Raw genomic sequence first — 14,551 nt, forward strand, 5'->3', positions numbered from 1 at the left:
CGCGAATCACCGGGCGACTCGCGCCACTCCCATACTGGTTGGAATATACGCCGAGCTCATCTGCCAGTGCATCTCCAATGCTGGTCGCACGCTCAGACAAGGCTTTCTGGTCCACAATATGATATACCCCTGCAAAATCTGCTGCGGTCTGGCTCAAGGCAGGTGCTATCACCTGAATAGTCTTTAGCGTTTGCATTCGCGTAGATGATGTTTGTTCTGCCCATACACTCGGTGTCAGCACCGAAAAAATTGACAATGTTATTAAATTCTTGTGAAAAGACATGATCCCAGCTCAAATCGGCTATGTTTGGTTTTGTTATATTATAACATACCAATTGATTTGCAATCTTTTACGATAAATAGCCGCTAAATTTATTACTATGGCACTTCATGATGTTTAAAAATTTTAGTCTGTATTTCAATTTATGCCCTTTACCTTATCTCATGCAGTACTTGCTCCACCCATTTCCTACCTGACCAGAAACCGGTTTCCTGTCGCTGCCCTGGCAATTGGCTGTATGGTGCCGGATTTATATCGTCTCTTTAGTCAGGACAGTTCCAGCACCACACATTTATGGTCCTCGCTGATCTATCATAACTTATGGATTGGCTTGGGCTTCTGTGCGCTGTGGTATTTCATTTATCGACCCGTGATTTACCGCCTGACTGGCATTCAGCATGAACTGAAAATGCACGATTTTTTTACAGTATTTAAGTTTTTTGTCGGCATGTGTCTGGCCCTGATTGTGGGAACAGCCACTCATCTGATCTGGGATGGTCTGACCCATGTCGATTTTCGTACTTTTGCTTTTCATGACTTTTTAAATCAGAAATTACTCGTTTTTGGACACAGTTATCCTCTGCATCGCCTCCTGCAAATTGGTACTTCGTTTTTAGCACTGCCATTTCTGCTGTGGATGAGCTTGCATTATTATCAGACCCATCGGCAATATCTGGCGGTCAGTACGCCGATTAAAATAGCGGGCTCTGGGTTGCTTGGCCTGTCCATCATGACCGGGGGACTCTCGGTCTGGGATTATATGCGTTATATCCCCGCAGAAGTCTGGCAAGCTGATCTGTACTATTTTAGCGGCCGATCCATCAATGAATTTAGCCAAGGTTTTTTAATTGTTTTTAGTCTGGGTTGCTTGCTATTTTTATTGCTGGACCGAAACCGGCGCATGGGCTGATGAACGTCCCTGCTTTTTGTTTATTCCCGCTTATTCACTTTAAAATGCGACTGTTTTTGTCCCAAGTTCTTGTGACTATATGTCCAAAGAGGCATAATCCTAGCTTTGCTTAAGGCGGTACGCTGTTTACGTATACGCTTCCTTAACCCATATAGTTGGATTTTTAACGCTATGATGCGAACTCATTACTGCGGTTCTTTAACCGAAGCTCAAATCGACCAAACTGTAACCTTATGTGGCTGGATACATCGTCGCCGTGACCACGGTGGTGTGATTTTCCTGGACATGCGTGACCGTGACGGTCTGGTTCAAGTGGTTATCGACCCAGATACACCTGAAGCCTTTGCAACAGCAGATAAAGCCCGTTCTGAATTCGTATTAAAAATTACAGGCCGTGTACGTCGCCGTTATGCCGGTACTGAAAATGCCAACATGGTGAGCGGTCAAATCGAAGTTTTGGGTAAAGAAATTGAAGTTTTGGCTCAGTCTGAAACTCCTCCCTTCCCGCTGAACGATGAAAACACCAATATTTCTGAAGAAATCCGTTTAAAATACCGTTTCCTCGACATCCGTCGTCCGGAAATGCTAGACCGTTTACGTTTCCGCTCTAAAGTAACCAACCTGATCCGTAACTATTTGGATGACCATGGTTTCTTAGACGTTGAAACTCCTATTCTGACCCGTGCCACCCCTGAAGGTGCACGTGACTATTTAGTACCAAGCCGTGTATCCAATGGTAGCTTCTATGCACTGCCACAGTCCCCACAGCTGTTCAAACAGTTATTGATGGTGGGTGGTGTTGATCGTTACTACCAGATCGCAAAATGCTTCCGTGACGAAGACTTGCGTGCAGACCGTCAGCCAGAATTTACCCAGATCGACATTGAAACATCGTTCATGAGTGACGATGACATCATGGATTTGATGGAAGGCATGACTGTGAAGATGTTCGATGAACTTCTTGGCGTCAAATTCGACAAGTTCCAGCGTATGCCATATTCAGAAGCCATGCGTGACTATGCTTCTGACAAACCGGACCTTCGTATTCCTTTGAAACTCGTAGATGTTGCTGACCTGATGCAAGATGTAGAGTTCAAGGTATTTGCAGGCCCTGCTAAAGATCCTAAAGGCCGTATCGTGGCGCTTCGCGTACCGGGTGCAGGCGCTTTACCACGTAGCGCGATTGACGAATACACCAAATTTGTCGGCATCTACGGTGCAAGAGGTTTGGCTTATATTAAAGTCAACGAACTTGAAAAAGGCATCGAAGGTCTTCAATCACCGATCGTAAAATTCATCGAGCCAATCGTGCTGGATCTGTTGAAACGCGTGGGCGCTGAAAATGGCGACATCGTATTCTTCGGTGCAGACAAAGCGAAGATCGTGAATGATGCGATGGGTGCACTTCGTGTGAAAATCGGTCATGACTTGAACCTTGCGACTTGTGAGTGGGCACCGCTTTGGGTGGTAGACTTCCCAATGTTCGAAGAAACTGATGATGGCAAATGGACCTCTGTTCACCACCCGTTCACACTGCCAAAATCAAGCGTTGAAGAGGTGAAGAACAATCCGGGTGAAGCCTTGTCTGTTGCTTACGATATGGTATTAAACGGTACTGAAATCGGCGGTGGTTCACTGCGTATCTATACTTTAGAAATGCAAAAAGCGATCTTTGAAGCGCTTGGCATTGATGAAGAAGAAGCCGAAGAGAAATTCAGCTTCCTGTTAAATGCGCTTAAATTCGGTGCACCTCCACATGGTGGTTTGGCATTTGGTTTAGATCGTTTAGTCATGCTGATGACTGGTGCATCTTCAATCCGTGATGTAATCGCATTCCCGAAAACCAAAACGGCTGAATGTCCACTGACTCAAGCACCAGCACCAGTTGAAGCAACTCAACTGCGTGACCTGGGTATTCGTTTACGTGAAAAACCAAAAGCTGAATCTCAAGAATAATTCTTGGCGATTTCAAGTAAAAGCCCTGCAATTGCAGGGCTTTTTTATTACATTGAGAACAGTTCCCAACAGTGGCATAATAGCTTCAGTTTCTATTTTTAGGTGATTTAGCAATGGCGATGCGTCCTGCTGTTCGTAATCGTAGTATTATGCTGATTGTATTTTCTGTGGTGCAATGGCTATTTATGCGCTATATCCTTGCAAATAACCTGTTCCAGTTAGATACCAATGAGCGTATTGTCTATTTCTGCTTAAGTAGCATCATTGGCGCTTTGTTTATTTTTATCGGCTTGATTTATATGGTATTGAAGGGTAATCCGGATAAAGAATCTTAATTAAATACTCTGGATGCCATGTACCTCTTACTCAAAAATTTCTCAAGACTCCCCCTCAGATTGATTCAAAATTTAGCTCGGCTGGCGGGTTCTCTTCTTTATCTGAGCAACTCCTCCGCACGTCGGGTGACCGAAATCAATCTGGCCTCTGCTTATCCTGAACTATCTGAATCTGAACGCGCTGATTTAACCCAGCGTAGCCTGAAAAGTCAGTGCATGACTTATGCTGAATCAATCAAGATTTGGGGTTCTGCACCGGAGTTTGCCCTTGAGCAGATCAAGGTCGTGCACGGGGAAGATATTTTTTTAGACGCGCTGAAAAACCCAAATGGAACTTTGGCCGTGGTTCCACATTTTGGTACTTGGGAACTTTTGAATGTCTGGGTGAACCAACATACCTCACCAGTCATTATGTACAAGCCCAGCAAGAATGAAGATATCAATCGTTTTATGCTGGAAGCTAGACAACGACTGAATGCGACTCTGGTTCCAACCGATGAAACAGGGGTTCGCGCCTTATTTAAACATTTAAAACAGGGCGGATTTGCTGCAATTTTACCGGATCATGTACCTAAAGAGTCTGGCGGAATTTACTCGCCTTTCTTTGGACAAAATGCCTTGTCCTCCACTTTGCTGTCTAAACTGGCAGCTAAAACGCAATGCTCTGTGGTTGGACTCAGTTGTTTAAGACGTGAAGATTTATCTGGTTTTGAGGTGCATGTGCAGACTTTATCTGCAGAGATTAATGCCAAAGATTTGCAGCTTTCAGTCGATACGCTGAATAAAGAAATGGAGCGCATGATTAATGTCGCTCCAGAACAGTATTTGTGGGGGTATAAAAGGTTTAGGAAGGTGGAGGGAAACCAAAATCCATACAAAGCTTAAAGTAAAATCTTACAAGTTTTTTTAAAAAATTTATTATGAGAGAAAAATCTAATAAATTGAGATTTAAACCTAAAAGTGGCATAATTTAAATGTTATTTTTTAGATATAGATTGCCCATCATTATTGTTCGTCCCACTATCCGTAACCTTGGCATTATGCTGATTGTATTTTAAGTCATGGCTATATGTAAACTACTAACGACTTGTTCCATCTAACTACTAATGACTGTATCACCTACTTTTTTTGAATTAGTATCATTGGCGCATTAGCGGTTTTTGCAGGATTAATTTATATGGTATTACAGAAAGATTTGAAGAAATATTAAATACCGTTTCTTTAAAACTTACATCACACAAATAAGCATTTATCATGTAATTTCAAATAAATGCAACTTCTTAATAATCTTTATCAAATTTCGGTTTAAAAATGTCAAATGATTTGAAATTATATTTAAATAAAATTAATGATTTAATTATAGAGAAAGATAATGCTATTTTTTTAGATTATCCCTTATATTTTAATATAGGTGATCTTTTAATCATGCATGGAACAATTCAATTTTTTAAAGAAAATAACATTAATATTAAAAAGTATTTATGCAAAGAAAACTTTTCTATATCAAAATTAAGAAAAGTCATTAATAATAAAACTACAATATTTTTACAAGGAGGAGGGAATTTTGGGGACTTATATACTGAACACCAAAGCTTAAGAGAGGCAGTAATTAAAAACTTTCCCAACAACAGAATTATTATGTTACCTCAATCTGTTCATTTCGAAAAAAATGAGAACTTAGATAAAAGTAAAGAGATATTCAGCCAACATAAAAATTTATATTTACTCGCCAGAGATACTGTAAGCTTAAATATTTTATTAAAATTTTCTGAAAAATCTTTACTCATGCCAGATATGGCTCATTATCTCTATGATGAACTGCCGAAATTAACAAAAATAAAAAATAAAAAATTATTTTTCCTTAGAAAAGACAAAGAGAGCACTGATTTACAAAAAGAATTAATCAATACTCAAAATATTCAGAGTATTGACTGGGATGACTTAATTACTCAACATGATATTAAAGTGCAAAAAAACATAAAGAAAAGAATTAAATATTTTGATTTTTTAGAAATATCAACATTAGATAGAAACATTTACAATCTTTGGGAAAGGAAAAGCTTGGAATTAATTAAAAGATCATGTGAATATTTTTTACAATATGATGAAATTATTACTTCTAGACTTCATGCACATATTTTAGCTGATTTACTCAATATTCCATCTAAAATTATCGACAATCATTATAAAAAAAATAGTCTTTACTACAATGAATGGACTATTTCAAGTAATAAGCATAAACTCTATTAACTATGAAACAAGGTTTAAGCTATTACTTAAACCTTATCTTACAAAAGCTTAATAATATTTGATAAATAAGTCTTGAAACTTCCCTCTTAACTTTACTTATAAAATTTAATTTAACTTTATCTCTCTTAAGATTATCCCTATTAATAGTACGCTCATACTCTAACTGACTTTCCAATCCAGCCACTCCATATCTATCTGCCTGAATACATAATGCCGGAGTCATTTGATAGACTTTATATACCCCATCACTCAAATAACTTTCAAACATAATATGATCTAAGGGCATAGAAACAAGATTATTTTTGATATAATTCAAATAAGATAATGCACCTTTATAAGACAAAATATAACCTGCTGTACCTAAATGTTTTTCTTTCAGTGCTCTAAGATTCCTATGGTGTTGGTATTTATTTATTTTTTTTCGATTAAGCTCCATCAATATACGATCGGAAAAAAATTCAAGTTTAACTATATCGATATCTTTTGGTAGCCAATTAATTTCATCAAGAAAGCCTTTTACGTTCTCACCTAAAAGAATATCATCTTCGAATATAGTAATATAGGGCATATTTTTCTCAACCGCCATATTCCATAGTTCCATATGACTAAAAAAACAAGCCTTTTCACCTGCTGTAAGACCGCTGTCTTTTAATGAAATTCCATACTTATTTTCCAAAAAATCTAGTTGATCAGGTTCAACAGCATTAAAAAATTCAAAATCAATCGACTGTTTACTAAATTCTTCAAAAATATGCTCTCTTCTTTCCAAAGCTGAGGATAAACTAATTACATAATTCACGTTTCACCAATCCTAAAACTTATACCAGAATCAAAAGAAATAATTAATTATATCTTTTTAAAAAAAATTTCTTTTTTATAAGGATATAATATTAACTGTTTGAATAATCGTTTAATTTCTCTAATTATTTTTTGAAAGAGAGAATAACTTATTTTCTCTTTATTTCTCCACTGTAAATTAGAATCAAATTTTTGATTATTTTTATTCAAAATACAATCTTGTATACAAATTACAGGATTTAATTGATACACTGGAAGATTTCCCGATTTTAAATAATGATTAAATAATATTTGATCAATATGATCTAATTCATCCAAGTTTTCTACATATGCTATTAAATCTTTAGCTGCTTTATTCGAAAGCACATATCCACCTGCACCTAAATGTCCTTTAAGCAAAATACCTAAGGTATATTTAGAACCACTTATATTAATTTTCTTATTTTTTTTTAGAAAAATATTCTTATATACTTTTTCAATTTTTATGATATCTTTTTTTATAGGCCATTCCATACTGAGAAAATAATTAGCTTCATCACTTAAGTAGATATCATCTTCGAATATCACTATATAGTTTAAATTTTCTTCTATTACTTTATTCCATAAAGAAAAATGACTTAAAAAACAAGCCGTCTCATTTTCAGTAAGTTTATTTGGTTTAGTATCTAACTTAAACTTTTCTAATAACTTTTTATTCAGAGGCGGTTCAATAGCTTCAAAAAAATTAAAAGGTATACTTTTTGAATTAAATTGATTCAAAATGTGAGCTCTTCTATCTGCTGCGAACTTAAGGCTAATAACATAAGTATTCATAACAAGTAATCTTTCTTTGCAATTATTTAAAACCAACGCTCTTCCCTACTAAAATACACTTTACTTGCTTTAGCACACGCCCAATTTCTAATTGAACTTTTGCCCAACCTTTTTTCTTTTGCTTTTTCATCCGGGCTTTCCGCTCAGCAAGCAAATCACTAGAAAGAATCGTTTTCTTTTCAGGAAAAAGTATCATTTCTTGTATACATAAAGCGGGGGTCATTTGATACACAGAATGAAATTGATGCCGTATAAATTCATTGAACATCACTTGGTCTAGCGGGATCAATTGAATCTGTCCAACATACTGCAAGTATTTTTGAGCACCCTTAAGACTCAAAATATAACCTGCAGTCCCTAAATTCTTCCCCGTGAGTTGAACAATATGACGCATCCCATGTGCTATTTCTGACTTGGCTTTGCCTAGAAAGACCTGATTTGCAAAGGCTTCAGTCTTAATAATATCCCACTTTGGACTGATCCAGGCTGAGTTGTTTAATAATTCAGCAGCAGCCTCACCTAAGTACACATCATCTTCAAAGATAGCCATATAAGGAATTTGCTCATCTACCATTTTTTGCCAAATCGACACATGGCTCATAAAGCAAGCTAATTCACCCGGGCTTAAAAATTCATTCTGAATATTGAGTTGCATTTTTTCAGCTAAAGGACGAGCCAGATCAGGTGTTAGTGCATCAAAAAACTCAAATTCAATATTCTGTTTACCAAACTCTTGCACAATGTGCTCACGGCGAGCAGTGGCACTTTTTAAACTAATTACAATATTTTTCATACAACTTACATTTACTTCACTGACACTAAATGTTTCAGTGCATAACAACGATCACGCCACATCCGTTTTTGTTTTTTGATACCGTGAGAAAGTCCACGCCCTTCTTTTTCTTTACGAGAAATACCTTGCGCTGCAACAGTCCCTAAAATATCACTGTCTAATCCTGCGGGTCTAACCAAAGCGGGCCATACCCCTAAACCTTTCCCATTTTTACTAAGCCAGGTTTGAAAGAATATATCAACAGGCATAGTCATGGTTTTTCCGGCCTGCATAAACGCCTCGGCGCCTTTACGTGACCAGACTAAACCTAGACCACGAATAGGAAAATAAAATGCATGCCACAAACTCATGCCATCAATCTCTGTAATATCTTTGCTCAATTTTTTCTTTTTGGCTGCAATATTAATCAAATACCAATCCAGCTCTTTATGTTGATCCAGATATTCAATCGTACCATCAAGCTTATCTTTAAAGTCTGGATCGATCTTCATATCGTCCTCTAGGACCACCAGATAGTCCGCATCTGTACTTAAAAATTTCTCTGCACAACCATAATGACTTAGATAACACCCCAACTCTGAGTTCATCAGACTACGTCCAAGGGTCTGATTTGCTCCCTGAGCATCGTAGTTTTCGAACTCAGTTAAAGCTTTTCCACGCCCATCGACTGCAGAAAAACGTTCAAAAGGCCAATGGACTTGATTCAGCTGCTGTGTTGCTCGCGCTAGTCGTTCATGACTTCCGTCCAAATTAATGAGATATGTAACAACTTTCATCATGAACCTTTAAACTAAAATTGAATTCGGTAAATAGCCCGCCAGCTTCTGCTGCATTGCTACATTGATCTGTTGAGCAGCTGCAGCGTCCAGCTGGTCTAGGCTTTGAATGCAGCCATATTTAATAGTAGGGTAATCGAGTGCCTGAATAAAATTATTGCGACTATCTTCATTTTTTAGATAGGCCAATTCAATATCAGGCTTGAGTTCAACCTGTTGCTTCTGAATTTTAAGATGATTCATCAGTGAGATTGGATTAAGTTGCTCCACACTACGAAACTTAAACTTGACCTGAGTTTCCAGTAATCGAGGATGCGACAATAAGTAATCTTTCAAAATCTGACGATCAACGATATGTGGATAATGATGGATTTCAAAAAATTTGTTAAAACCTAAAATATCCGCACCCAGCATTTGTGCAATCATATGTTTAGGTTGAATAGGCTTAGCAAATTGTTTATTCATAAACTGGCGATATTTCAGCTTGGTTTTTAAAGCCAGCTTATTCTGCCAATGACCGTAAATTACCAAATGCTCACCTTGTAGAAAGTCTTCAATATGAGCGGTTGAGTTAAAGAAGAAATCATCATTCAGATAAATAAAGTAATCTGATAGTCCTTCAATATTCCAGAGCATACTTTCAATAGACCGAGTATTGAAAGTAGGCAGATATTGCTCATAACCACTAAAAATTTCACGATGATCCACAATCCGGATTTTATCGGCTGAACACAGACCTTGAGCTGCAAACTCATCAATAAACGCGGGTCGCTGGTTATCGGTCACAATTAAAATATTGCGATAAAAAGGCACATATTTCAGGATTGAGGCAACATTGTAATAAATTTCATTATTACTGGCAAAACGGGTATCACTAATCGCATCCGACGCATCTTCACCAGTCAAATACTTATGGCGCTTTTTTTTCAATTCAATATCATTACCATCTACCCAGGCAATCACGATATCAATGTTCTGCATTTGCTTGATCACTTTAAAAAATCAGTCTTGAGCGTACTGGATTATTGCCATGCATCTTTAATCCACTGTGAAGGCAATACATAGCGATACCATTTGCCGCCTCCACCATTAATAGCCTCCGGTGGATTGATTTCCCCATGAAAAATAATAATTTTGGCACCTTCAGGCTTCACTGGCGGCTTGAAATAAGCCATCGGAATCTTTTGTAGACAATGATATTTATAACTTTTACACCAACTATCTGGCCAATAAGTCTGCTGGCCTTCACGATCGACATACCAAGACAGATAAGCCTGTTCATTACGAAATTTTTTTCGAATTTCTTCAAAGTTTTCGCGAAAATAAGGTAAAAGCCCTGGAAAAGCCCCCAGTTTAAAACGGTAAACAGAACTGTTTCCGGTAATCCGCCACGGCCGCTTCCAGTCATGAATAATTAAAAAATCACCGGGGTATGTAAAAAACTCATCAATATTATCAACAATGACAACGTCTAGATCTAAGAATAAGGCATTACCTTGTAGCCCGTATAAATCTGGTTCAAAGGTCGAAAGTTTATTCCAGCCACGTTCAGGACTACCGGGTGGTAAAGCTAATGGTGGAATAGGAAAACATTCAACAGCTGGATCAATGCCCTCAGTACGATCAGTCAGACAGACCATTTTGAAGTCAACCGTCGTATGACGTTTAACCATATTATAGAGACGATTAACATACTCTGCCCCATATTTCGTGCCCCACTTCATGCACAGCACTATATTCTGTTCAGACTGCATTGGAGCCTGATTGGAGAGTGAGTCGTTTACCTTGTCCTGCATGTATTCATCTTCCGCCAGCATTCTACCTCATATAATACCACCTCTAAAGCAAAGTTATCATATTGCTTTTAATGCTTTCATAACACTAAAAATACTTTGTGATATGATGCAATATCGCTTTCGCCAACCTTTATCAGGTTATAGATAAGCTCCTTAAATAAAGAATACAAACCAGGTTGATATGAAAATAGCAGTTGCAGGTACCGGTTACGTCGGCCTTTCCAATGCCATGATCTTCTCACAACATCATGAAGTTATTGCATTGGATATTATTGACAGCAAAGTCGAGATGTTAAACCAAAAAATCTCTCCAATTCAGGATGAAGATATTTCTAAATTCTTGATAGAAAAGCAACTCAATTTCCGTGCAACCACCGACAAAGCTGAAGCTTATCAGCATGCCGACTTTGTCATTATTGCCACACCGACGGATTACGATACCAAGACTAATTACTTCAATACTCAAAGTGTTGAAAGTATCATTGGTGATGTAATTAAGATTAATCCTCAAGCCGTGATGATTATCAAATCTACCGTGCCGGTCGGTTTTACCAAAGCAGTAAAAGAAAAGTTTGATACCGACAATATTATCTTCTCTCCAGAATTTTTACGTGAAGGCAAAGCACTGCATGACAATCTATATCCCTCACGGATTATTGTCGGAGAAAAATCAGAACGTGCTGAGTTATTTGCTGACATGCTGATTGAAGGCGCTATTAAAAAAGACAGCCCAATCCTGTTTACTGATTCTACCGAAGCCGAAGCGATCAAGTTATTTGCCAATACTTACTTGGCGATGCGTGTTGCTTATTTTAATGAACTGGATACCTATGCACAAACCTTTGATCTTGATACCCGCCAGATTATTGAAGGGGTATGTTTAGATCAACGTATTGGCAATCATTATAACAATCCCTCTTTTGGTTATGGTGGCTACTGTCTACCAAAAGATACCAAGCAACTACTGGCCAATTATCATCAGGTTCCAAGCAATCTGATTCAGGCAATTGTCGACTCTAACCGTACGCGTAAAGATTTTATTGCCGATTCAATTCTTGCCAAAAACCCATCTGTAGTGGGTATCTATCGTTTGGTTATGAAAAGTGGTTCAGATAATTTCCGTGCTTCAGCCATTCAAGGTGTGATGAAACGACTGAAAGCCAAAGGCATTGAAATCATTATTTATGAACCCAGCCTAAAAGAAACTGAGTTTTTTAAATCTAAAGTAGTGACCGATCTCAATACTTTTAAACAACAAGCAAATGTCATCATTGCTAACCGTCGCTCAGCAGATCTCAGTGATGTTGAAGAAAAAGTGTATACCCGTGATATTTTTGGAGGTGATGAATGAAAGTCCTTGTAACTGGAGCAGCGGGTTTTATCGGCTTTCACGTCTCCAAAAAACTGCTTGAACGTGGTGATGATGTAGTCGGTTTCGATAATATGAATGACTACTATGATCCTGCTTTAAAACAGGCCCGTGTAGACCACTTGGTTACAACAGCTGAGCAAAGTACAGGGCAGTTTAATTTCATTCATGCCAATTTAGCAGACAAGACAGCAGTGGATCGATGTTTTCAGGAACACCAGTTTGACCGGGTGATTCATCTGGCTGCACAGGCAGGTGTGCGTTATTCTCTTGAAAATCCGATGAGTTATGTCGAAAGTAATATTGTCGGTTTTACCCATATTATTGAAGCCTGCCGCTATGCCAAGACACCCCATCTGACCTATGCGAGCACAAGTAGTGTTTACGGGGCCAACACCACAATGCCGTTTAGTGAAGAGCAGGGCGTGAATCATCCCATTCAGTTCTATGCAGCAACCAAACGCGCCAATGAGTTGATGGCTCATAGTTATAGCCATTTATTCAAACTGCCAACTACAGGCTTACGCTTCTTTACTGTCTATGGTCCTTGGGGGCGCCCAGATATGGCACCTTTTAAATTTACCAAAAACATTATAGAAGGCAAATCGATTCAAGTCTTTAACCACGGCAACCATACCCGTGACTTTACTTTTGTCGAGGATATTGCTGAGGGTGTAATCCGTTCCAGTGACCAAATTGCTGAGCCTAACCTAACTTGGGATAGCAATCATCCAGATCCATCAACCAGTAATGCACCATTCCGGATTTTTAATATTGGCAATAGTACACCCGTACAATTAATTGACTTTATACGAGCTATTGAAAACTCTGTTGGCAAAAAAGCCCTAATCGAAATGCTTCCCTTACAGGAAGGGGATGTGCCTGATACTTTAGCCGACAGTTCTGCTCTTGAACAAAGTGTAGGTTACAAACCTTCTGTTTCTGTTGACGATGGGGTGAAGCAATTTGTGGACTGGTATCGGGATTTTTATCAGATTTAATAAATTCTTCAAGTAATAAAAAAGGACTCGAATGAGTCCTTTTTTATTACTGAGTATCTTATTTCACATAAGTTAACCAGTGTGCATATTTAGGATCTCTGCCCTGAACTGCATCAAAATAGGCTTTCTGGATTTGAGTGGTAATCGGACCACGGACACCTTCACCAATTTGACGGTCATCATATTCACGGATTGGTGTTACTTCAGCCGCAGTACCGGTAAAGAATGCTTCATCAGCAATATAGAACTCATCCCGGGTAATACGGCGCTCTACCACTTCATAACCCAGATCCTTGGCAATAGTAATAATGGTTTGACGGGTAATCCCATCCAGTGCACCACCGGCAATATCAGGCGTATGGATGACGCCATCACGTACCAGGAAGACGTTTTCGCCTGAACCTTGGCATACATAACCTTGTGGATCAAGCAGCATTGCTTCGTCATAACCCGAATGTGCAACTTCCTGATGAGCCAGGATAGACAGGGTATAGTTACCAGAAGCTTTCGCCTTACACATGGTCACGTTTGGATGATGGTGAGTAAATGAAGAAGTTTTCACACGAATCCCCTTCGCCATCGCCTCTTCGCCCAGATAAGCACCCCAGCTCCACGCTGCAACCACAGCATGAATAGTATTGTCTGTTGCCGCAATACCCAGCTTTTCAGAGCCAATAAAAATAATTGGACGTAAATAGCAAGATGCTAATTTATTTTCACGAACAACATCAATTTGAGCTTGTTCTAATGCTGCCTGATCAAATGGAACTTTCATTTGATAGATTTTGGCAGAATTCAATAAACGTTTGGTGTGTTCTTTTAGACGGAAAATAGCCGTTCCATTCGGGGTTTCATAAGCACGGACACCTTCAAACACCCCCATACTGTAATGTAGGGTATGTGTTAATACGTGAGTTTTTGCCTCACGCCAGTCAACCAGTTGTCCATCTTGCCAAATAAAACCATCACGATCAGCCAAATTCATGCCACAAACTCCAATTTTTCACAATTATTCACTCTCCAGCGCAAATGCTGCAGCTGGATCAATCAGTCTTTGCCATAACTTGCAAACGGTCATTCGGGTATCGTGCCAGTCGCTTGCAGATACTTGCATGGATTGATTTGCAAGGGCTAAGCGGTGGCTCTCTGCGCGTTCACGGAGATAAGCTTGAATCAGAGCAGTCGCATCGTTGCTGGATAAGCAACCTGTCTTTGCGGCATCCTCAAGGATTCTTACATTGTCGGAGTAATGGGCGAGATCTTTATTCGTCCCACTCCAAGCCAATACTGCATACTGTGCCATAAATTCGATATCAACGATACCACCTGCATCTTGTTTTAAATGAAAAATTCCATCTTTTTTTTGCTCGTTGGATGAACCGAGATGGTCTTTCATTTTCTGGCGCATCTTCAGTACTTCGGCACGTACATGTGCCTGTTCACGCGGCTGGGTCAGAATCCGGCAGCGTAGCTG

14 protein-coding genes and 2 pseudogenes are annotated in these 14,551 nt (G+C 38.7%); 7 read left to right on the forward strand and 9 right to left on the reverse strand.

What is annotated here, in order from left to right; all coding sequences use genetic code 11:
* Positions 1-283, reverse strand: a pseudogene (locus E2K52_RS10430) (TonB-dependent receptor); the annotation flags it as partial.
* Between the two features lie 142 nt (positions 284-425).
* On the opposite strand from E2K52_RS10430, the gene E2K52_RS10435 reads away from it, so the two are divergent.
* The 5 genes from E2K52_RS10435 (at position 426) to E2K52_RS10455 (ending at position 5,731) form a co-directional block, all read left to right on the forward strand.
* Entirely contained in the window at positions 426-1,190 is a 765-nt protein-coding gene (locus E2K52_RS10435) for a DUF4184 family protein (RefSeq protein WP_151205066.1), read from the forward strand.
* Between the two features lie 171 nt (positions 1,191-1,361).
* On the forward strand, positions 1,362-3,146 hold the full coding sequence (gene aspS, locus E2K52_RS10440) for an aspartate--tRNA ligase (protein WP_151205067.1): 1,785 nt from the start codon (positions 1,362-1,364) through the stop codon (positions 3,144-3,146).
* Positions 3,147-3,259: 113 nt separating this feature from the next.
* The gene (locus E2K52_RS10445; protein WP_151205068.1) at positions 3,260-3,481 is read left to right on the forward strand and encodes a hypothetical protein; all 222 of its coding nucleotides are present in this window, start codon (positions 3,260-3,262) and stop codon (positions 3,479-3,481) included.
* 18 nt (positions 3,482-3,499) lie between these two features.
* A complete protein-coding gene (locus E2K52_RS10450; RefSeq protein ID WP_151205069.1) occupies positions 3,500-4,366 on the forward strand; it encodes a lysophospholipid acyltransferase family protein in 867 nt (288 codons plus the stop codon).
* A 426-nt stretch (positions 4,367-4,792) separates the two neighbouring features.
* Positions 4,793-5,731, forward strand: a complete 939-nt coding sequence (locus E2K52_RS10455) for a polysaccharide pyruvyl transferase family protein (RefSeq protein WP_151205070.1) — start codon at positions 4,793-4,795, stop codon at positions 5,729-5,731.
* Positions 5,732-5,753: 22 nt separating this feature from the next.
* Here E2K52_RS10455 and E2K52_RS10460 read toward each other — a convergent pair whose 3' ends face one another.
* From E2K52_RS10460 to E2K52_RS10485, 6 genes are read right to left on the reverse strand one after another with little or no spacing between them, the layout of a single operon-like run.
* On the reverse strand, positions 5,754-6,530 hold the full coding sequence (locus E2K52_RS10460; RefSeq protein WP_151205071.1) for a glycosyltransferase family 25 protein: 777 nt from the start codon (positions 6,528-6,530) through the stop codon (positions 5,754-5,756).
* 47 nt (positions 6,531-6,577) lie between these two features.
* Positions 6,578-7,342, reverse strand: coding sequence for a glycosyltransferase family 25 protein (locus tag E2K52_RS10465; RefSeq protein WP_151205072.1), 765 nt, complete (start codon positions 7,340-7,342; stop codon positions 6,578-6,580).
* A 22-nt stretch (positions 7,343-7,364) separates the two neighbouring features.
* Complete coding sequence (locus tag E2K52_RS10470) at positions 7,365-8,135, reverse strand: glycosyltransferase family 25 protein (protein ID WP_151205073.1); 771 nt, start codon at positions 8,133-8,135, stop codon at positions 7,365-7,367.
* Between the two features lie 11 nt (positions 8,136-8,146).
* A complete protein-coding gene (locus tag E2K52_RS10475) occupies positions 8,147-8,911 on the reverse strand; it encodes a glycosyltransferase family 25 protein (protein ID WP_151205074.1) in 765 nt (254 codons plus the stop codon).
* A 9-nt stretch (positions 8,912-8,920) separates the two neighbouring features.
* Positions 8,921-9,892 (reverse strand): Stealth CR1 domain-containing protein, encoded by a 972-nt coding sequence (locus E2K52_RS10480; RefSeq protein ID WP_151205075.1) that lies wholly within the window; start codon positions 9,890-9,892, stop codon positions 8,921-8,923.
* A 41-nt stretch (positions 9,893-9,933) separates the two neighbouring features.
* Entirely contained in the window at positions 9,934-10,707 is a 774-nt protein-coding gene (locus E2K52_RS10485) for a glycosyltransferase (RefSeq protein ID WP_151205079.1), read from the reverse strand.
* Positions 10,708-10,888: 181 nt separating this feature from the next.
* On the opposite strand from E2K52_RS10485, the gene E2K52_RS10490 reads away from it, so the two are divergent.
* Positions 10,889-12,058: a nucleotide sugar dehydrogenase gene (locus E2K52_RS10490; protein ID WP_151205076.1), complete on the forward strand. Its 1,170-nt coding sequence runs from the start codon at positions 10,889-10,891 to the stop codon at positions 12,056-12,058.
* A complete protein-coding gene (locus tag E2K52_RS10495) occupies positions 12,055-13,077 on the forward strand; it encodes an NAD-dependent epimerase (RefSeq protein WP_151205077.1) in 1,023 nt (340 codons plus the stop codon). The genes E2K52_RS10490 and E2K52_RS10495 overlap by 4 nt, the downstream gene beginning before the upstream one ends.
* A gap of 58 nt (positions 13,078-13,135) precedes the next feature.
* Here E2K52_RS10495 and E2K52_RS10500 read toward each other — a convergent pair whose 3' ends face one another.
* The gene (locus tag E2K52_RS10500; protein WP_151205078.1) at positions 13,136-14,062 is read right to left on the reverse strand and encodes a branched-chain amino acid transaminase; all 927 of its coding nucleotides are present in this window, start codon (positions 14,060-14,062) and stop codon (positions 13,136-13,138) included.
* Positions 14,063-14,086: 24 nt separating this feature from the next.
* Positions 14,087-14,551: pseudogene (locus E2K52_RS10505) on the reverse strand (bifunctional glutamine synthetase adenylyltransferase/deadenyltransferase); the annotation flags it as partial.

Origin of the sequence: Acinetobacter sp. RF14B (genome assembly GCF_006864105.1) — a bacterium.
GTDB lineage: Bacteria > Pseudomonadota > Gammaproteobacteria > Pseudomonadales > Moraxellaceae > Acinetobacter > Acinetobacter lwoffii_C.